This is a genomic window from Gimesia sp., assembly GCF_048262075.1.
Classification (GTDB): Bacteria; Planctomycetota; Planctomycetia; order Planctomycetales; family Planctomycetaceae; genus Gimesia.
This window is the reverse complement of record NZ_JBLXFK010000014.1, coordinates 35,722-56,194: the sequence shown is the minus strand read 5'-3', so window position 1 is coordinate 56,194 and position 20,473 is coordinate 35,722. Positions and strand designations below refer to the sequence as shown.

The following is a 20,473-nucleotide window of genomic DNA, read 5'->3' as shown; positions in this document are numbered from 1 at the left end:
ATCAGCGGTCGATCAGAATATTTATTAAATGAATTTACTGAGGCAGATTTTAAAACGGGGAAAAATCTGAAATCCGTATTTTAACAGTAAAAAAAAGAGCCTTGTGCATGGTAGAGAATGAGATCCCTCCTGAATCTACAGAAAACCCACAGAATGGCACACGATCTGCATTTCTTCTCCAAACAGAACCAGGAAAGGAGACAGAGATGTTTAGAAGTACAAACGAACTTAAAGGATACCAAGTACTGGCTACCGACGGAGAGTGTGGAACTGTTAATGATTTTTTATTTGACGATGAAACCACCATTATGCGTTATCTCGTGGTAGATACCGGAGGGTGGCTTTCGCATCGTCAGGTTCTGATTTCACCCGTCGCTATAGATCAGCCAGATTTAGATAGTTTTGAATTACCGACAGTGCTTTCTAAGGCAAACATTGAAGCAGCCCCGTTAGTAGATACAGACCAGCCTGTTTCGCGACAGTATGAATCAGCATTGGCATCATTCTATAACTGGCCTGTTTACTGGGGTAATTCACCCACTCCTATAATGAATCGAGCCACGGCGACTGCAGAACTTGAAGAACGTGTGGCGGCCCGGAATGGTGATCCCCATTTACGAAGCATCGCAGAAGTGACGGGTTATAAAATTCAATGTATGGAAGGTTCACTCGGGCATGTGGAAGATATTATCGTGGACACCGAAAGCTGGAGTTTACGGTATCTGATTATTGATACCCGTAACTGGCTGCCGGGCAAGAAGGTGATCATTGCTTTCGATTGGCTCACTCATTTCACCTGGGATGATCGAAAAGCACATGTAGATTTAACCAAATCACAGGTCGAGAATGCTCCGGAATATGATCCGCGGCTGCCTGTCAATCGTGAATATGAAGCTCAACTCTATGATTTTTATGGACGCCCTACTTATTGGTAAAACAGCTCGTATTTCCTGAATACCAATCTGGTATGGCAAAGCCACCAAAACCTTGATTAAACCAGCTACCGGTGCGCCTGTAGCGAGCCAGGTCAGTTTTAAAATGAGGAAGCCATTATGAAAAAGCACATTATCAATTCATGTTTTCTATCGCTGGCCCTGATGCTCATGTCGGCTACGGCCTTCACACTGGCGGGTTGCGAAGAAAAAGAGAAAGTCCTTGATATTGAAACTCCTAATGGAGAACTCGAAATCGAAAGAGACAAATCCGATGGTGATATCGGAGTTGATCTCAAAAAGAAAGAATAGCCTCATAAAGGGCTGTTCTCATGATTGTTGCTTGCTGATGCCTCTTTGGGTTCAGCTCACTTTACTGATTTAAAACCTTTAATTTCAAATTTTAGTGTAGGAGAAGAATGATGAATTCAGATCAATTCGAAGGAAAATGGAAACAGTTCAAAGGTCAGGCTAAACAGAAATGGGGAGAGCTGACTGATGATGAAATTGACCAGATTGATGGCAAACGAGAAGAACTGGTTGGCAAAGTCCAGGAGCGATACGGCATCGCCAAAGATGAAGCGGAAAAACAGGTAGCTCAGTTTGAAAGCTCCTGCCAGTGCTGAATCTAGAAATATAGCCGTCCATTAAGCTATCAACAGCTGATAATTATTCTTACTGAGAATCCAGGACTGCCGGCGAAAAATCGCTTTTCGGTAAAACACCGCTCATTTAGAGTCAGTCATCTGAATTCTCTTCTCGGAAATATTATCAGCTGTGATAGTTATTTCTGGTCATGTCTAACTTTAAATTGTTTGTTACCCCCGGGAGAAATAAAATGAAACGTTATTCTGCACTCGCAAGTATTTTTGCGTTTAGCGTCGCTACATTATGTTTGGCCGGAAGCACTTATGCTTTTGACAATCCTAATGAAGAGAAAGTACAAACGCCGGATACTTCTAAAGCTTCTCGTTTAAATAAATCTGCAACCAAGCGTATGCAAAAGGCGGGAATTGTGACCCGTGCCAGTAAATTGATCGGTATGAACATCGAAAATCCTCAGGGACAGAGCCTGGGCGAAATCAATGACCTGGTTATGAATACCTCAACTGGGGAAGTCCGCTACGCAGCTGTTACCTACGGCGGTTTTCTCGGCGTGGGGAATAAAATGTTTGCAGTGCCCTTTGAAGCATTCAAAATTAAACAGAAAACAGATTCACCAAATGAACACACACTGATTTTGCATGTCACTCAGAAGCAACTGGAAGGTGCGACTGGTTTTGATAAGGATCACTGGCCGAACTTCGCCGATCCAAGCTATCTCGCCGATCTTAACAAAAGGTATGATGTAAAACATAAAAAGATGAGCAAAGCTGATCATCGTCAGACTAAAAAGAATAAATTGGATCCTAAAACATCGGGAGCTAATGTACGAGTCAGCCAGTTAGATGGGATGAACATTCAGAACTCACAAGGAAAAAGCGTTGGTGAAATCAAAGATATGGCTATCAACGTCTCCCATGGAAAGGTTCAATATGCAGCTGTAACCTACGGTGGATTCCTTGGAGTCGGTAACAAAATGTTTGCTGTGCCGTTTAAAGCTTTCGAATTGAAACAGAATCCAGAAGATCCTGAAGAGCAGATCCTGGTTTTGAATGTCACACAGCAACAGCTGGAAGGTGCACAGGGATTTGATGAAGACAACTGGCCTGACTTTGCAGACCCGAATTTCTCTAAAGAACTTCATAAACGATATCGAATTGATATTGATGGTAAAGATCGAGAATTGAAAGTGAAACTCGACACCTGATTCAGTAGAGGAATTTAATCAAGCTCCAGAGTTCCGAACGCTGTGAGGAGTGATTTACTACTCACAGCGTTTTTTTCCATCATTTTTACTCATCTGATTATCATAATCGAATACAATCCATTCCTGATAATTTCTGAATGGTTACTTTAGACTGTGTCCTGTTTTACTGTAGCGTCTTCAGGGCTGTGTGCCCCAGTCTATTAGATTGCGAGACGCTCAGGTTAAATGTGATGCGATCTAGAACTGATTCAACAATGAGAAGGACGACCGGCGAATGCGAGCTCGACTTGATAATCTATGGGATTCATTTCGGACCAGCTTCTGGTTTGTCCCCACAATCATGTCCCTGATGGCCATCTTGCTGGCATATGGTACGAATCAGTTGGATGGGATTCTGATTACCTCTGACCGATCCCTCAGTTGGTTTACTACGACTGCCCCCGCTGCGCGCTCGACATTATCTTCGGTCGCCGGAGCAACCATTGCCCTGGCAGGTGTTGTATTTTCAATTACCATTCTGTCACTGTCCATTGCATCTTCCCAATATGGTTCCCGCCTGGTGCGAAATGTCATGGGTGCCAGCATTGCTGATCTGGTAATCGGCCAATATGTCGGCACCAGTCTCTACTGCCTGCTGGTTCTGCAGAATGTAAGAGAAGCACATGGAGACAGTCCTGCATTTACTCCTCAGGTAGGAACTGCTGTTGGCCTGATTCTGGGACTGATCAGCATGGGTATGCTGATCTGGTTTATTCATCATGTAGCAACCGCCATACAGGCCCCCACCATCATCACTGAAGTTTCCCGTGATCTTGAAGAAGCCGTTAATCGTCTTTTCCCGGAACGAATGAGCGAGGAGACACAGCATGAAGCCGATGAGGAGCAGTCTGAAGATTTAAAACAAAAGACATTCAAGGAAATCCTAGCGGCAGTAGGAAAGAATAATGTGACCGTCCCCTCAGAACAGGATGGTTATATCGAGGGGATTGACGGGGAAAGCCTGATTTCTCTCGCGGTAGAGCTGAACGGTGTCGTTGAGTTAATGTGTAAACCAGGCGATTACATTACTAAAGAACAATTACTGGCGCGCGTCTGGTTTCAGAATTCGACAGACACAAAAGAAGATCAGGAAGAACAGGCTGAAACAGTTATCAATAGCATTCAGCGCGTCATCATTATCGGGCCCCGTCGCACGCCGCGGCAGGATGTCGGTTATGCAGCACTGGAGCTGGTCGAAATCGCGGTGCGAGCACTTTCACCAGGTATTAACGATCCCTTTACGGCGATGAACTGTGTGGATCGACTGAGAGGAGCAATGGGGCGGTTTGTAGAACGTTCCCGGCCAGTGCAAATTCGCCGAGACAGCGAATCGGTACCCCGGGTTCTGGTGACTTCTTCAGATGACTTTGCAGATGTTTTAACCTGCTCCTTTGGAATGATTCGCGAATATGGTTCCAGCAGTATCGCTGTTTCGCTCAAAATACTGGAAGCCCTGTCTGGAATTGCCAGCCATGCCTCTCGACCTGAAGATCTGAAAGTGATCCGCGAAGAAGCAGAAGCATTAAAGAATGCATTTGAAAACCACAATAGTGTTCAAGCAGATCGAAATAAATTTCAGCAGGCATTCCTTGACCTGAATGATATTCTGGAACCTGGTCTGCAATCGAAATAAGAGCCGTACCTGTCGTGGGTTGCGGTCAATTAAGTTGCTTTTCAATTAAAATTCAGCACGAGAGAGGAACACGATCATGGGAATCTTTCAATTTTTTTTATTACTTCTCGTTGCTGCCATCTGTGGTGGCATAGCGCAATCACTGGCGGGATATTCACGTGGAGGCTGCCTGACTTCCATTGCGCTGGGTTTTATCGGTGCCTTGTTAGGTACCTGGCTTTCCGGAACGCTGGGACTCCCTGAGCTACTGACGGTTGAGTTTGGTGATCAACCCTTCCCTATTCTGTGGTCCATTATCGGAGCCGCATTGTTTGTATCGTTACTGAGTCTTATTTCTTTTCGCAAGAAATAAATAGTTCAGTCTTTCGGAAAATGGTCAAACGCGACTTCGGTGGCGATGTTTGCCTGGGCAATTTCAATCGGTTTCATGCGTTTATGACTGATAATTTTTTTGAAGTTGTCGGCATGTGGTTTTCTCATCCAGACTAGTGGCTGTTTTTTGAACTGCAGAAAATAACATTAGATAATAACATTACTAAAACGAATCACATTGAAACAGAGTGTCGCGAAATGTGTTATAATCGGTCCCAATATTTTTGGAAACTCTATAGTAACCCTGGGCTCAGTCTACGAATGATTTATATTAGTGAGACTCTTAACAACGCGAATTGTTGTTTCTGAACCGAAATGGTAATCTCAGTATTTAACTTTTAAATTAATAGAAGAGACTCACTCTGGAACCTGAGTCCCTATCTGGAGCGATATCGCGAAAATGAAAAAAGTCATATTAGTCATTGTTGATGCCCTGGCATCTCGTATCGTGCAACCAGCTTTGGCAAAAGGGCTATTGCCTCATTTCCAGCAACTTGTTGAACGAGGTGTTTTATGCGAGGAATGTACTTCCATTTTTCCCTCGATCACGCCGGCAGCCACCTGTACCCTGGCTACAGGAGCTTATCCATTCGAGCATGGAATCAGCGGTGCATACTGGTATGACCGCGATTCTGATGAAATCGCTTACTTTGGCTCTGATCTGCAAGCGATCATGAATGAGGGCATGGGGCGTTATATTAATGATTTTCAAATTAAATTGAATAGAGATCGTCTGCTGGTTCCAACGATCTTTGAGCATATTGAGCAACATGGAACTCTGACTGATGCAGTCGTTAACTTTATGTGGTATCGAGGTACCGTCTCGCATGAGACCAGTACCCCACTGCTTCTGAACCTGACTCCCGGAGTGAAACTGGCAGAAACGATGACTGGTCCACATTCCATGTTTCTGGGAGAGTTTGTTTCGACTCCCCTCTATGGTACTGAAATTTCAGTAAGAGGTGGCCTTACACGACGCTTCGGCTTCCATGACGATACCACGGCTGACTATCTGCTGGGGATGGCTGATCAGGATTGCCTGCCGGATTTTACGCTGGCTTATTTTCCCAATAATGATTTTGACAGCCACGCAGAAGGACCAGAAAACGCGATTTCGACTCTGCAGGCAGTCGACAGTCACCTGGGGAAACTGATAGAAACCCTCGGCGGTATAGACCAGTTTCTAGAGAAACATGTCATCCTGGTGACTGGAGACCATTCCCAGAGTGATCTGGATGAAAACTCGGGGATTGATTTGAACGAGGTACTCAAGAACTTCCAGGTCGTAGATGCGGGAAAACCCTGGTATAGTTCAGAAGATTTAATGGTCTGTCCCAATATGCGATCCGCGCAAATTTATATGCAATCAGAGCTATGGAAACGTCGGCATTCGGTGATTGACTGTCTGTTAAATTGCCCGGAGATAGATCAGGTTATGTGGTGTGACCATGACAGTGGCTTGAATGGCACAGATCAGCCATCTTTTTACGTCCATACTCAGGATCGCGGACATCTTGTATTTAAACCGGCTCCAGACTCAACTGGTAATGCCTGCGATATCTATGGAACGGCTTGGATCTGGGACGGTGACTTAAAAGCCGTTGATGCCAGTGTCACATCAGAACATCTAATCGAATTTGGTAATTACCCCAATGCATTTGAACGAATCGCCACTGGCTTTTCCGAAAAGACCGGGAATATCTGGGTGACTGCACGCCTGGGTAAAGAATTTTGCCTGCCAGGTATTAAGTGCAATCCTGCGGGGTCACATGGTTCGCTGCATCAATTGGATTCAACAGCCCCCCTGATCGCGGCTGGATTGCCAGATCATTTCGCGTTACCCGCTTCTCCTCGCATTATCGATATTACACCAATCTGCCTGCAGTTACTGGGACTGAAACCGCAACGCCAGCCTGGAGAAAGTGCGATCAACAACCCGATGAATGGCTAACCAGACAGAATGCGGGCAACAGGCTGCAGAGATTTAAAATGGTCACAAGAAATCTTGACCATTCCGATCAGAGGAACAGCCAGTAATATACCACCCACTCCCCAGGCCCAGCCCCAGAATATGATACAGATAAATACCAGTGCCGGGTTGAGTTTCATCGAACGCCCTAAAATCATCGGCGTAAATACATTCCCTTCCAGAGTATTAATAACGATATACATTAATGGCCCGATAATGGCTTCTGCTGGCGTATTCAGATAGACAATACCGAACAAAAAAGTAACTGCCGCACCAATAAACGCTCCTACAAATGGGATAAAATTGAGAGTGGCGGCCATGATTCCCAGCAGGATGGGATCGGGAAGTCCCAGCAACCACATCACAATTCCGATAATGATTCCCAGACAGATATTAATCGCTGTTATCGTGACCAGGTAGCGGGAGATACCAAGTTCCACGTTACGAATCATCGTCACGAGACCTCGTTTATCCTCAAGGGTTGGCATCAATTCGACGACGGAATTCAAGGTTCGATGTCCCATCGCCAGTAGAAGATAGACCAGAACCACGGTGATGGTAACACCAGCCAGAAAATTAACGGTTGAGCTTAACAGGTAACTGGTCACCGGTGGCTGTTGAATTGAGACCTTGACCACATCGTCTTTTTCTTTTCCCGCGGCAATGTCTGATACCTGGGAAGAAGCCTGATCAATTTTATCTACCGGATCGATGATAAAACGGAGTTTCTGTTCCGCTTTTCTAAATGTGGATGGCGCATTCGATAGCCAGTCAGATACCGGTGCCGCCAGTATGTAACTCATAAAACCGAGGGAAAAAGTAAGGGAGAGTACAACGATTGCAGCAGAAACCCACTCTGGGAGTGGGGTAATTCGTGTCAGAAATCGAACTATCGGTGCCAGAAGAAAGAAGAGAACTATTGCTAGAGCGATAGGAATAAGAATAGCCCTGGCAAAATATAAAGCGTGTACCACACCTAATGTTGCCAGGATTGCGAGAGAGACTCGCCCATAGTTTCTATTTTTTATCTTATCCATCAATACAAGAGCAGATACAGCTTGTTCTTCCCTGATCTGCTCCTGTATTTCAGAACTCGACGGATCAGAATCGGTATCACCCTTCATTCGAGTTTCACCTCGATTGGACTGGCAATCAGATTCTTGAGAGGACGTAGTCAGGGACATGGGTATTCTCCTTATTGGTAAGCATCAAGGCAGAGAGTTTCATCCCCCCTGACATACTGATTAAATCTTACCAGGGTTTTAATTTCCAACCCACGATGAATCCAATTCCAAAGCACCACAGAGCAGCTGTCCCGGGATTCTGTTTTGCATATGTGGAAACGTAATCAACCAGGTCATCTACCGGTTCCAGCTGCTCTGCGGTTCTGGCAGACGTAGCATAATTCCCCGTTGACTGGGCTGTTGATTGAGCATGTTGCGATGTGGTTGTGTTCATATTCATCTTTGATTTCCTTTCAAATTCGTCTTTTTATAATTAAAAACTAGTGGAGTGTCATTTGTAAATTTTGAGTTGATAGATATCCCGAGAGTGCGACAACGGAGCACGTAAACAATGCCCCAACTCTTGATTTCCAGCTTGAAAAAGCACTAGCAGGTCAAATAGCATTTTGTCGGTTACGATGCTTTTGCGAAATGATCGTTTTGATCCATTGAATATTACTTCGTAGTTCTCTTCCGGAACGTTTCACTATTGATATGCTTTTAACTAATCCCTTCCAGGCAAAGAACAGTAAGAAGGCTGCGGTACACAACCCTGATACGGCAACGATCAACATGGAAGAAGCCAGTGTCAGCTCAAAAGCATTACTAAGCCACCACGAACAAGCCAGCAGTAAAACTGGAAACGCGCCAATACATAACCCGAGCCCTAACGCCAATAAAACCACAGGAACTACCGATTCCCGCATTGCATCCCGCGTATCTACAGAGAGTAGCTCGACCTGTAACTCGCCCAGAGCCAGTAAATCAGCACCCAGGTCTCCCAGGTCACCTCTCATGTCAGGTTTAGGCTCTGACTGTAATGTTCCATTTTGACCGATCATCGTTTCACCCACCATCCTGCAAATAAACCTGCCAGCAAGCTGACTTTTAAAGCTTCGCCGGGATGATCACAGATCTCCTCCCGCAACAGCTCTTTCCATTTCATAATGAGAGACATTGGACTCATTTCAGTCTGGGCATCTTCCGGCTGAGAAGTCCGTTCAGTCATCTGATTTGAATACTTTCTGGTCTTCATTTGAGTAGGATACATGGTATTAAAATCTCCGGTCGAGATGATTCTCATAGGATTTGTAAGAAGTAGAGCCGTCATCATGTTCTGTAGTGTTTGATACACCACTCCCTGTCTGCTCCTGGCTTAAAATAGATGTCAAATGCCTGGCGGCTTGTGCGGCAGCAGCCCGCATTGCAAGACCGGATAGAAATGTGAATGCTGTTTTAACTACTCCCACTTTCGCATCATCGTCCTCAGCAGCATCTTTATTGATAACCAGACGCTTTTTTTTAGCCAGCTTTAACAGTTCATCAGTGTAGGGATTACTAACCTTCAACTTCCTGGGAACAATCATAAATCCAAAGGCAGCAGCAGCGCCCACGCATGCCCAGGGATAATGCCTGATATAATACTGCCAGTCAGTTAGAGTGGACGCAGACTGTTTAATCTGAGACACGTCATCGTCCAGCTCGCGCCGAATCTCATGCATCGTCTGACGTATCTGATCTGCTCGATTGTGTTCTGACTGACTGGCCACTTTTTTGGCTCCTGTCTGATATTTGATATCGTTCCGATATTTGCTAGTTTGATTCTCACTGAGTCGTACTAAAGATCCTTAAACCTAAAGACCATCAGGATCGAAAATGTTTCTTCAGAGAGGCTGGAACAATCTCAGATAGTGAATCACGAACGCTGTTCCCGACCCTGTCCATAAAAGCCTGGTCACGTGTTAAATACCTGGACGACCCCCGGAACATTGACCCCAACAGCAGTCCTGTTCCAATCCCGACCCCCAAGCCAATCAGTACAGATTTGACTGGTTGTTCTTCGACATATTGACATACCTGAGAAGATTTAGAAGTAACCGACTTCTCAACCTGATCATGAGATACAGGTTCAATATCTTTTTCCAGGTCTTCGTATTGATGAATCATGTTTCGCTCCCTGTTAGATTCAGTTTTAACTATTGAATGTTTGTTATGAATTAACGACGCCAGACCAGACTTACGATGACGCCTGCAATCAGACCAGTACCAAAGGCAACTGCAACTGACTCCGCAGGATGTTTGCGGACAGTCTGTTCTGCTTCTCGATACCCTTTTTGAACAGTCTGATTTACCTGTTCGTATTGTTCTCTCGCCGCTTCTGAAGCATTTGCGAATTGTTCTCTCGAATTTTTGACAGCTTCGTTGAACGTGTCGCCGACTTTCTCTGCCATGGTTGAGGCCGAATGAGAAAGGCTTTCCACCATGGAATCGAGTTCGCGCTGGATGTCGCTTTTTGTTTCCCCAGTTTTCTGCTGAATCTTTCCGACCAGTTGATCCGTCTTTCCTTCCAGTCCATCAAGATCACTCGAACTGATCTGGCTCCATTTTTCCTCAATACGCCCTCGGATTTCATTCCAGTGACCGCGAAGTTCTTGTCGAGTGGTCATCTTTCTCTCCTTATTTTATTTGTCTGATTTGTAAATCTAATATGAAACGCTGAACGTTAAGCAAGGTGAAATGCAAGAAGTATGCCAGTTCATATTTTCATTGCCTGGCCATTGAATAAAACAGGATCAGACCACCCGAAAACCCTGCAAATTCAGCCTGGTGTGCCAGTTTCAACAGTTTTAAAGATTTATTTTGAATCTGGCTTCGACATGAATATTTCTTTTGGAATGGTCGCCTGTGTGCCAGACTGACTTACTTTCGATCAAAACCTTCATCTTGAAATAAACAATCGCAGGCTTCATTTAAAAACAGCGATCACCAGTAAATATTTCAACTGCGATTCCAACTGTAACCTCACCCATAAATGATGTCGAAGTGTCAATATTGGTAACAGGTTACCGAAAAATGCCGTTCCCAGATTGAATTTCCCAGCCTGAATAATCATGGAAAGTGGAATACAATATGCATCCAGTCTTCCAGATTAGAAAATGCTCAAATCTGAAAATCACACTTTGTTTTGGCACTCATAGGCGGGCTGCTGTCATGCGAGGTATTTCTGAGAGACTATTTTCTCAAGTTAGCTACACCAGCATGCTCGACGACTTCAACTGGTAGATAAAGCTTTTGACTCCAGGGGCATGCCGTGACAAAGGAGAATCAACGATGACTGGAAAAATGGACTGTTACGGACTATCTCGCAGTGGCTCGCTGCACTCAGTTAATCAGGATCAGTTTCTGATTGCTGATCTGGAAAAATCAATGCGAATTCATTCCAGTAGTCTCAGCCTGGATCAGAATTCCAGACTATACGGCAACTCGCAGGCTAAACTGCTGATGGTGGCCGATGGCGTAGGCCGGTCTAACGCAGGCGATCTGGCAAGCCGTCTGGTGACTGACTGTATTTCAAGGTACCTTCTGAATGAAATGGAGTGGTTTCTGCACCGGAACGATGATACTGACGCAGAATTGTATCGTGAGTTCTTAAATGCTTTTGAATTCTGTCAGGAGCGACTGGAAGATGATATCCAGGAACATCCGGAGCACTCGGGAATGGAAACCACCTTGACACTCGCCTATCTGACCTGGCCTCAGTTGTATCTGGTTCATGCTGGTCACAGTCGCTGCTATCTGTATCGAGACTCACACCTGCATCAGTTAACCAGAGATCACAGTTTTGCAGAACGTCTGGTAACCAGCGGTGCATTAGAAGTCGATGAAGTACCAGAGATCTGGCAGGAACTGCTTGTCAATTCCATTGGGGGGAATGAAGATAGTGATTTGAATCCCGAAATTGTCAAAACAGAAGTTCGGATTGGAGATACATTGCTTTTATGCACTGACGGGTTAACCAGGCAACTTCCCGACCTGATTCTCTCCGAAATTCTGAGCCAGGACCTGATGGCTGACGAGACCTGCATTCGTCTGGTCAACCGGGCAATCGATCAGGGGGGGACAGATAATATCACAGCAGTCGTCGCCAGATTTCTGGATCTTGGTGATCAGGATGTTTCGCTGACTGTCTCATTGGATGCAGATACCGGCAAACCAGAACATTCAGATCACCCAACAGAAAAAGACGACCTGCAAAAACGACGCCACAATAATAATGATCGAGACAAACAACATGACAAGATCATTTAATGGGATTGAATGTAGTTTCGCGACTGAAAGATCGAAACCCGCTGCTGCAGAGTTCCTGACTGTTCTGATTAATCTCCCAGGTTAGTGGCTCAGAATCACGAACAAAATACTCGCTCTTCCAGATCGCTTTGAGTCCAGATCTCTGCGATTCGAAGGTATTGCATATTTCACAAAGTGGTACCTGCCTCATCGACAGTTTTGTAGGCAAACAGGAGTCAAGTGGTTTGACTTCGGGCGCTCTACTAGAATTTCTGGCGAAATTTTAAAGTAGATCCGTCATCAGCGACATCTATCACGTAAAGATATGCAGCCCTCTCAGTAATCTTTAGTCAGTAACCTGTAGCAGAATATTAAGATCAGTCGGTCTTGATTTAAGCTAAAATCACATATGGTCAGCACGGCTTGTCGATATCGCAGGCAATCGGGTACAATCACCCTGGAATGCTCTGGTCAAGTCCGGAGCACTGACACGATTCCTGAAATCGAATCCACCATGACTGGGAGACTTGTTGATTGTTTGATGAGCACGAAGACCCTGCGATCTTTCTCAACCGGCTACGAGAGAATCCGGAGGGGGTGCTTGCGGATGAATATAACCGCTATCGAGATCGGCTGTGGCGTATTGTTAATTTTCGACTGGATACGCGCCTGCTGGGTCGCGTTGATGCGGATGACATACTGCAGGAAGCATATCTGGACGCGTCTTCCAGGATTGAACATTACCTGAATGACCCGGCTACTACGTTTTTTATCTGGCTGCGAACAATCGTGGGACAGACGATGATTGATGTACATCGACGACATCTGGGGGCACAAAAACGAGATGTGCGTCGTGAAGTCAAAGCAAAACGTCGTATTTTTTCAGCCTCAACCTCCTTCCAGATTGCCAACGTCCTTCTGGGTGATATGACTTCACCCAGCCAGGCGGCCCTCAAGGAAGAACTGGCTACTCAGCTGCGTGAAGCTCTGGAAACATTGAATGAGATCGATCGAGAAATACTGGTTCTGCGGCATTTCGAAGAACTGTCCAATCTTGAGGCCTCCGAAGTTCTGGAAATTGAACCTAAAACAGCCAGTATGCGATATTTTCGTGCTCTGACCAGATTACGCTCCATTCTGGTTCAGATCCCCGGTATTATAGAGTAAACAGTCTTCCTTGAAGCATGTTTCTTTTCACGATCGAAATCGTCAGGACAACAGTTAATGTTATCGCCCGATTCACCTCAATCGATCAAAAATCTGACTCCTCCAGCCGCCACCGATCTGGATCAGATCGCGGACGAATTTATCGCTAAAATTCGTCAGGGGGAAAAACCAGCCATTTCTGAATATGCAGACTGTCATCCCGAACTGGCCAGTGAAATCGAAGAGATCTTTCCCGCCATCGTTGCCCTGGAAGGTGGAAAAAATGCCGCTCAACCCCAGGGAAAAGTCTCCCTGGGTGCCAGCGCACCAGAACAACTGGGGGATTTTAAGATCGTCAGTGAGATTGGCCGAGGAGGCATGGGCGTCGTCTACGAAGCAATACAGGAATCGCTCAATCGTCGTGTCGCCTTAAAACTGCTGCCACGACATTCGTTGCTGGATGACAAACAATTGAAACGATTCCGCAGAGAAGCAGAACTGACCGCTTCTCTGCACCACACGAATATCGTGCCGGTATTCGGTGTGGGTGAAAACGGAAATTTTCACTATTACGTCATGCAGCTCATACAAGGCGTCGGACTGGATGAATTGACCCAGAACATTGTTACTACCGCCGCCAATACGGAGTTGAAAGGTCAGCAGTTCAAACCAGGCTCTGAAACACAAACCGGTAGCGATACTGCATATTCTCCAATTGAACCGGATGGCAAAATCGAATCCGTTGATCGATCTGCTGAGGGGCATCTCAATTCAGCAGAATTTGAAAAGTATGTCAATACGCCTTACAAGATTGCGATCCTGGGAATTCAGGCGGCAAATGCACTGCAATACGCACACGACCGGGGGATCCTGCATCGCGATATTAAACCAGGAAACCTGCTCCTCGACCGCGACGGATTATTATGTATTACAGACTTTGGACTGGCACGCGCCGCCGAGCAGAGCGACCACAGTAAGTCGACCGATATCGTGGGAACGCTGGGATACATGGCTCCGGAAATGTTTCGGGGAGACACTTGCCGCCAGAGTGATATCTATGGTCTGGGAATTACGCTCTATGAACTCTTAACAAAACGTTATGCGATTGAGAGAACCAGCAGACATGCCATGATTGAACAGATCACACATGGCACGATCACCTCATTGAGGCGAATCAATCCACGCATTCCACGGGATCTGGAAACCATCATCCTCAAAGCAATTGCACCTGATACGAAACACAGATATCTCTCAGCCAGTGAACTTGCAGATGACCTGAACCGGTTTTTGGAAAATCGTCCCATCCGGGCAAAGCGGATATCTCCCATCGAATTTCTGTGGCGCTGGAGCTGCCGTAATCCTGCAATCGCATCTCTGTCCGGACTTGCTTTGACGCTGATGTTGGCTCTGGGAATTTCCATGGCGGTAGGATTTGACAGAGAGCGACGGGAGCGAAAGCGGGCAGAATCATCCGCCCAACTGGCGACCAATGCCCTGGATCGTGTCTTTGACCGTTTTGTTCCCAGTCGTCTGCATTCAACTGAAGTCTCCGGATCGGGAGATGGTTACTCGGAACCGGTGCTGTCGCGTGAATCAGCAGATCTGCTGGCAGGCATGGTTCAGTTTTATGAGCAGTTGGCCGAATCGACCGGTGAGCAGGAAGAGTTTCAGAATAAAGCTGCGAAAGCACAGCGCAAGGTCGGGGATATTCATCGCCGACTGGGAGATTTCAGTTCCGCCCTGACAGCTTATCAGAAATCACTCAATCTCTATCAACAGAACACTGGTGAATTCAATGCACTAACCATCGCTAATTTATATAATGAAATCGGTCGTATTTACCGTTTTCTGGGGAAACAGACTGAAGCCACTGAAGCTCATAGACGTGCAGAAAAACTGCTGCAGGCAACCATTGCAGCCAATCAGGAACAACCGAATCTCCAGTTTGAGTTGGCGCGGACATTTTTCCTGAAAGCCATCCAGCTTCGCCCCGATCAACTAGGCAACTCCAGCCTTGGAGTGGAGTCGCAATCTGCACCAGGCAGGTTTTTTCCGTCGGAAGAGAATCGAATTCAACTTCAGCAAGCCATTGACATTCTTGAAAGACTGACCGAGTCAGATCAGACCAATCCAGAATATCGCTATTTGCTGGCACTCTGTCTGCAGGAGCAGATTCCCGCCGACTATGCACGGTCACCCGGTGAAAAAGGCAAAGAGGCGCGCGCGTTTGAAATTCTGGAAACCCTGGTTCAAGAGCACCCCCATGTTGCAGATTATCGGCAGGCTGTGGTTAAATCTTATGAGCGGTTTGATATCCGTCGTTTAAATCCGGATGAAATCGATGAGTATGTCATCGATCGTCTGGAAAAAGCGATCCAGCATGCCAGTCGACTGGTCTCAGATTATCCAACTATTCCGGAATACAAAGTTTCCCTGATCCATGCTCATAACAAACTGGCGCACGGTCTCGATAAAATGACCAGGCAACAAAGGACTTCTAACGAAATTCGGACACGTCACGACACAGCCGAACTCTCGCTCAGAACTGCCCTCAGGTTGCAGAAAGAACTCGCATTCCAGTTCCCGGCGGCCCCGGAACATCGAATCTGGATGGCCAAGTTTGAAACCGGCCTGGCTGAAATCCTGTATAAAAAGGGGAGTACAGCCGAGGCCATCAGCCTCCTGGAGAGCGCGATCAATACCCTGCAGACTGAGTTGAAAGCTGGTCCAGCTTCATACCGTATCTACACTGAAGTTTTAAGTTCGACGGAAGAACTTGCCCGAATTTACCACCATGCTGGTAACGATGTTGACAGTTGGCTCATGTGGGACAAATACGATCAGTTCCTGGGAGAATTCAAGCAGAAGTTTCCTAATGCAGCTCACCGTATGTCCGAGGAACTTCATCCGCCGCCGCATGGAGGCCAGCATCCCCAGCATGGCAGGCGTCCTCCTCGGGGGCAAAACCGACCTGGGCCTCCTCGTTTTTGAAAGACCATGATTCACCTCGAATCAATCAAATTTGTTAACCAAATTTATTCTTCCAAACATCCGGCCATTTTCCTCGACCTTTCGATTCTGACTTTACACGCGATTTAACATCGCAACCGTTCAGAAAACGCACCAGACTGATACTCAGCTCATCAGCCGACTGATATCGATCCTGCTTTGATCTGGCCAGACAGCCGCAAATAATATTTTCCAGCGAGGAGGGAATCTCGCTATTGATTTCACACGGACGTGGATATCCCCCGCTGAGAATCTGTTCGATCAGAGCACTGGAATTTTCAGCCTGGAATGCTGGCGTGAGCGTAGCGAGCTCATAAAGAACACACCCCAGGGAATAGAGATCGCTTCGTTCATCCATTTCACCCTGGATACGTTCCGGGGGCTGGTATCGCAGAGTCTGCCCCCGTTGCTGCTTGAGAGAACCATCTGTATGTTGCGGTAAACAGAAACCTGTCAGCCAGCAGTGCCCTGCCCTGTTCACAATGAGATTCCCCGGTCTCAAATCGCTATGTAACGTTCCACGACTATGAGCAAATCGAAGTGCATTGGCTGATTGCAATCCCAGGTTGGCAATTGACCGCCAGTAATTCTGCCTGTAACCATCCATCACCTGAGAAAGTTGTTCGCCAAACAGGTAACCCGCCTGTGGTTCGAATCGGTCCTCGAATTTTGCCCTCGTCAGTTTCTGCGTCAGCCCTCGCAGGACCTGATCAAGATTGATTCCTGTAACCAGTTGCATTACTGCATAAGAATACCCCTGATCTTCCTCAATCGTATCAACTGAAATAATATTGGGATGCCTGAGTCGTAATACCAGCCGGGATTCCCGAAGAAAGCGGTCCCGCAAGCGAAGTGAGCATTCAGACTTCCAGGGCAAAAGTCTGACAGCCACACTTCGTTTCTGTGGACCTTGCGCGGCAGCATAGATGATCGAAGTTCGATTACGGCTGATTTCGTTCAGTAAGTGACAGTTCCCTAAATGGGGAATCATGAAATCAGCTGGAACCTGTCGCCGTAACCTTGCAAAGTCCTCATTCGTTTTCCATTCTTCCATTGCAATCAGGACAGGGAAACTTTCGCGAATTTCGTCTGCATATTCCGGGCAGGCGTTCGCGTAGGCTTCGATGGAGGGATTCAGCCAGCGCCGATGCTCTTCTACAAACTGCGACGCCAGAATCTCCAGTGTCATTCGCTCGGAAGCGATTTCTGGCCGTTCGATTATCCCAGATGATGATTCAGAATTCATGTTAACCCCTCAAGGAATACTGAAGTCACTCGGCTTATGCTCTGTTCAGCATCACGGATTCGAGCTTCATCCCGAATCAGCAGTCCCCTCATGCTGTTTTCTTCATTGACTACAGCTCTCTTAAGTAGAGTCGCTCATCAAATCAAATTGATCATCCGGAAACGAAAGCGGACAGTAACAGTTTCAGCAGATCGGAAAACACAGATACCTGAGCTGGCTTCAAGCGGCTCCATCTGGTTTCATCAGCAAGACTTACGATCTACAATCGCTGGAAGGCTGGTTAGAATCAAATGGGCCCGCATCTCTATAACGAAAGCGATTCAAGATGAGCTACAGATAATTTCATTGATTTTTAATAAAGCGAATCCTGCGAACCATTCAACACAAAACACCAGATAACATTCCAGGCAGATAAACCTTACTCCATGTCCAGTTCTTTGTATTGTGCTTTATTATCCAGAATCGTTCCCCATACACGATTAGAAGCCTGATGCCGTGAGGGACCGAAATTAATGATCGGCCCGATACCCAAATCCAGACCGTTAATCTGTTCCAGGGCATTAATCAGATTTTCTGTGGTCAGTGATTTACCGGATTGTTCCAGAACTTTTAAACCTTCTACCAGACATTCCGCCGCGATGAACCCTTCCAGAGAGACAAAACCCGGCTTGGAAAGAGGGTAAAATTGTTTCATGGCATTGCGATATCGTAATACTCCGCTAGCACTCGAAAGATAGTAAGGCACCACCTGGGTCACAATCACTCCCTCCGCATATTGAGGGCCCATTTCTTTAAACTGCTGGGCCAGCAGTTCGCTTCCCACAAAGGAAACAGCGGCAGTCTGAATATTCAGATTTCGATCTTTAATCTTCTGTACCATTAAGGCTGCTGGCTTATAGGTCGCCACCATGATCAATGCGTCGATGCGACCCTGGTTTTCTTCGATCTGTTTGACAGCATCTGCGATTTGCGTGGTATTTCGCTCATAACCAACTCTGAAAATATTTTCCGGCTGGATTTTATATTTTCCCAGGGCTTTCGCCACACCTGCAAAACCATCATCGCCAAAGGAATCATTTTGAGCAAACACAGCAATTTTTTCAGGGGCAATGTGTTTCTTCTCAACAAAATAGTTGACCATTGCTGCAGTTTCATCCGCATAGCTGGCACGAAGATTAAACACATAACGATCGGGAGGATCACGTCGCAGACTTTGCGCTCCGGTGAATGGTGCAAAAAACAGAAACTGGTTCTCATTCGCATAAGGCACGGTCACTTGAGCAGTCGGTGTGCCTACATTGCCAATCACTGCGAATACCTGATCCTCTTCAAACAGTGTGTGCATGTTATCCAGCGCCTGGTCTGGTTCATATCCATCATCTTTCACAACAAGCTCAAGCTGACGACCACCGATACCCCCCGCCTCGTTGATCGATTTAAAACAGGCCTGCATCCCCATCACCATATTGGTTCCCAACTCCTTATTGGCACCGGTCATGGCAGTCGAAGTCGCCAGGAGAATTTTCTCATTGGTGATTCCCTGGGAGGCAGGTCCCGCCTGCTGTTTGGTAAGAGCCGGTTCAGTCACTTTCTGTGGATGACTGTAATTCCAGTAATAGTAAGGCACCAGGGTCAGCAACAGAAAGGTCACCAGAAAAATAACGGTATTAAACACAGTCCCCCGCCAGGGAGCAGCTGTCGGCGCTGCAACTGGTGCAGAATGTCCTTCCAGTTCATCCTGGCTCAAAATCTTTGTATCACCATATTTTTCTGCACTGACAGTGATTGCTTTCAGATCCTGTAACATTTCTCTGGCAGACTGATAGCGGTCTTCCGGTTTTTTGGCCATCGATTTACAGACAATGGCAGCACATTTATCGGGAATGCTGGAATTCACATCACGAGGGTCAAGAATGTCAGCATGACAATGGGCATACATGATCTGTACTATGCTGCCGGCATCTTCATAGGGATGATCCCCTGTCAGTAAAGTATAATATGTAGCCCCCAGAGAATAGATATCGCTCCGCATGTCTACAGGCTTAGACTCGCATTGCTCGGGGCTCATAAAGTAAGGCGTCCCGATCAGCTGACCATCCTGGGTAAGCTGCATCGACTGTTGAATGATTCGTTTCGCCAGACCAAAATCTGCGACTTTGATCGTACCATGTGCTGACTGCAACAGATTTCCCGGCTTGATATCGCGGTGCACCAGCCCGGAGGCATGCGCAACCATCAACCCTTCACAGGCATCTGCGATAATTCGTGATGCTTCCAGAGGAGAATAAGGCCCAATTGATTCCAGATGGTCATCGGTACTGCCACCTGTCATCAGCTCCATCACGATGTAATGGATATCCCCCTCCTGGTTAATTTCGTGAATGGAAACCACGTGAGGATGAGTTAAGCGACCAGCGGCCTTAGCCTCTGCCAGAAACCGATCCAGCATCATTTTATCTGAAGCCAGTTCGGCAGGCAGCAACTTGATGGCAACATCACGCTCGATCGTTGTATCATGCGCCTTATAAACAACCCCCATCCCCCCCTGCCCCAGGAGACCGGTGATCGTATATTTCCCCAGCTTTTTCCCGATCCATGCGGCTGCTTTCTCAGCGGAAGGCCCCTCCAGATGAGGCGACGACTTACCTGAGACACTGTTGCCACCAATCATGGTTTTGTCGATCTCGTTGATGTTGAGCGGCGGTATTTCATCCACCGTTTCTTCCTGCGCAGGATCGACGGGGGGAAATTCATCGACAGTTTCTTCACCATCTACGGGATCTTGGTAACCTTTGTCCGACACGGGTCAGTTCCCAGAATTTGATCGTCTCAATCGAGTAAAATTTCAGCCCCGGAATGCAGGTTTCCTGCCAGGCGTCTCTCAAGTGATTGAAAAATATTATCCAACCAACGGCCAGTGTTCCATTGAACACAAAATAAAAGCCATTTATATGAGGGTTTTATAGATATACAAAATCATCGTTCATAAAAAAATTTACGCAATCGTTTTTTTTCAAACTCGAAGG

At 46.5% G+C, this 20,473-nt stretch carries 19 protein-coding genes; 10 read left to right on the top strand and 9 right to left on the bottom strand.

Annotation, left to right across the window (positions count from 1 at the left end; translation table 11 throughout):
- Positions 1-206 precede the first annotated feature (206 nt).
- The 6 genes from ACN0YH_RS22580 (at position 207) to ACN0YH_RS22555 (ending at position 4,766) form a co-directional block, all read left to right on the top strand.
- On the top strand, positions 207-935 hold the full coding sequence (locus tag ACN0YH_RS22580; protein ID WP_417381859.1) for a PRC-barrel domain-containing protein: 729 nt from the start codon (positions 207-209) through the stop codon (positions 933-935).
- Positions 936-1,052: 117 nt separating this feature from the next.
- Entirely contained in the window at positions 1,053-1,244 is a 192-nt protein-coding gene (locus ACN0YH_RS22575; protein WP_417381858.1) for a hypothetical protein, read from the top strand.
- 107 nt (positions 1,245-1,351) lie between these two features.
- Positions 1,352-1,558, top strand: a complete 207-nt coding sequence (locus ACN0YH_RS22570) for a CsbD family protein (RefSeq protein ID WP_417381857.1) — start codon at positions 1,352-1,354, stop codon at positions 1,556-1,558.
- Positions 1,559-1,770: 212 nt separating this feature from the next.
- Positions 1,771-2,742, top strand: a complete 972-nt coding sequence (locus tag ACN0YH_RS22565; protein ID WP_417381856.1) for a PRC-barrel domain-containing protein — start codon at positions 1,771-1,773, stop codon at positions 2,740-2,742.
- 274 nt (positions 2,743-3,016) lie between these two features.
- A complete protein-coding gene (locus ACN0YH_RS22560; protein WP_417381855.1) occupies positions 3,017-4,414 on the top strand; it encodes a DUF2254 domain-containing protein in 1,398 nt (465 codons plus the stop codon).
- Positions 4,415-4,490: 76 nt separating this feature from the next.
- Positions 4,491-4,766 carry a GlsB/YeaQ/YmgE family stress response membrane protein gene (locus ACN0YH_RS22555; RefSeq protein ID WP_417381854.1) on the top strand — a complete coding sequence of 92 codons (276 nt, stop codon included), beginning with the start codon at positions 4,491-4,493 and terminating at the stop codon, positions 4,764-4,766.
- A gap of 5 nt (positions 4,767-4,771) precedes the next feature.
- Here ACN0YH_RS22555 and ACN0YH_RS22550 read toward each other — a convergent pair whose 3' ends face one another.
- On the bottom strand, positions 4,772-4,894 hold the full coding sequence (locus ACN0YH_RS22550; protein ID WP_417381853.1) for a hypothetical protein: 123 nt from the start codon (positions 4,892-4,894) through the stop codon (positions 4,772-4,774).
- A gap of 292 nt (positions 4,895-5,186) precedes the next feature.
- Between ACN0YH_RS22550 and ACN0YH_RS22545 the strand changes: the two genes are divergently transcribed.
- Positions 5,187-6,737, top strand: coding sequence for an alkaline phosphatase family protein (locus tag ACN0YH_RS22545; RefSeq protein ID WP_417381852.1), 1,551 nt, complete (start codon positions 5,187-5,189; stop codon positions 6,735-6,737).
- On the opposite strand, the gene ACN0YH_RS22540 is transcribed toward ACN0YH_RS22545, so the two are convergent.
- The 6 genes from ACN0YH_RS22540 to ACN0YH_RS22515 all read right to left on the bottom strand — a co-directional run bounded on the left by ACN0YH_RS22540 (position 6,734) and on the right by ACN0YH_RS22515 (position 10,425).
- The gene (locus ACN0YH_RS22540; RefSeq protein WP_417381953.1) at positions 6,734-7,792 is read right to left on the bottom strand and encodes an AI-2E family transporter; all 1,059 of its coding nucleotides are present in this window, start codon (positions 7,790-7,792) and stop codon (positions 6,734-6,736) included. The two genes, ACN0YH_RS22545 and ACN0YH_RS22540, sit on opposite strands and share 4 nt — an antisense overlap.
- Positions 7,793-8,006: 214 nt before the next feature.
- Entirely contained in the window at positions 8,007-8,219 is a 213-nt protein-coding gene (locus ACN0YH_RS22535) for a hypothetical protein (RefSeq protein WP_417381851.1), read from the bottom strand.
- 154 nt (positions 8,220-8,373) lie between these two features.
- Entirely contained in the window at positions 8,374-8,835 is a 462-nt protein-coding gene (locus ACN0YH_RS22530) for a phage holin family protein (protein ID WP_417381850.1), read from the bottom strand.
- Positions 8,817-9,029 (bottom strand): hypothetical protein, encoded by a 213-nt coding sequence (locus tag ACN0YH_RS22525; protein WP_417381849.1) that lies wholly within the window; start codon positions 9,027-9,029, stop codon positions 8,817-8,819. The genes ACN0YH_RS22530 and ACN0YH_RS22525 overlap by 19 nt, the downstream gene beginning before the upstream one ends.
- Positions 9,030-9,033: 4 nt before the next feature.
- Positions 9,034-9,528, bottom strand: coding sequence for a hypothetical protein (locus ACN0YH_RS22520; protein ID WP_417381848.1), 495 nt, complete (start codon positions 9,526-9,528; stop codon positions 9,034-9,036).
- A 447-nt stretch (positions 9,529-9,975) separates the two neighbouring features.
- On the bottom strand, positions 9,976-10,425 hold the full coding sequence (locus ACN0YH_RS22515) for a CsbD family protein (protein WP_417381847.1): 450 nt from the start codon (positions 10,423-10,425) through the stop codon (positions 9,976-9,978).
- 664 nt (positions 10,426-11,089) lie between these two features.
- On the opposite strand from ACN0YH_RS22515, the gene ACN0YH_RS22510 reads away from it, so the two are divergent.
- From ACN0YH_RS22510 to ACN0YH_RS22500, 3 genes are all read left to right on the top strand, one after another.
- The gene (locus tag ACN0YH_RS22510) at positions 11,090-12,067 is read left to right on the top strand and encodes a PP2C family protein-serine/threonine phosphatase (RefSeq protein WP_417381846.1); all 978 of its coding nucleotides are present in this window, start codon (positions 11,090-11,092) and stop codon (positions 12,065-12,067) included.
- Between the two features lie 513 nt (positions 12,068-12,580).
- Positions 12,581-13,213, top strand: coding sequence for a sigma-70 family RNA polymerase sigma factor (locus tag ACN0YH_RS22505; protein WP_417381845.1), 633 nt, complete (start codon positions 12,581-12,583; stop codon positions 13,211-13,213).
- Positions 13,214-13,270: 57 nt separating this feature from the next.
- On the top strand, positions 13,271-16,183 hold the full coding sequence (locus tag ACN0YH_RS22500) for a protein kinase domain-containing protein (protein WP_417381844.1): 2,913 nt from the start codon (positions 13,271-13,273) through the stop codon (positions 16,181-16,183).
- Positions 16,184-16,217: 34 nt separating this feature from the next.
- On the opposite strand, the gene ACN0YH_RS22495 is transcribed toward ACN0YH_RS22500, so the two are convergent.
- Both ACN0YH_RS22495 and ACN0YH_RS22490 read right to left on the bottom strand, forming a co-directional pair.
- Positions 16,218-17,447 carry a serine/threonine protein kinase gene (locus ACN0YH_RS22495; RefSeq protein WP_417381843.1) on the bottom strand — a complete coding sequence of 410 codons (1,230 nt, stop codon included), beginning with the start codon at positions 17,445-17,447 and terminating at the stop codon, positions 16,218-16,220.
- 418 nt (positions 17,448-17,865) lie between these two features.
- The gene (locus ACN0YH_RS22490; protein WP_417381842.1) at positions 17,866-20,250 is read right to left on the bottom strand and encodes an ABC transporter substrate-binding protein; all 2,385 of its coding nucleotides are present in this window, start codon (positions 20,248-20,250) and stop codon (positions 17,866-17,868) included.
- Positions 20,251-20,473 lie beyond the last annotated feature (223 nt).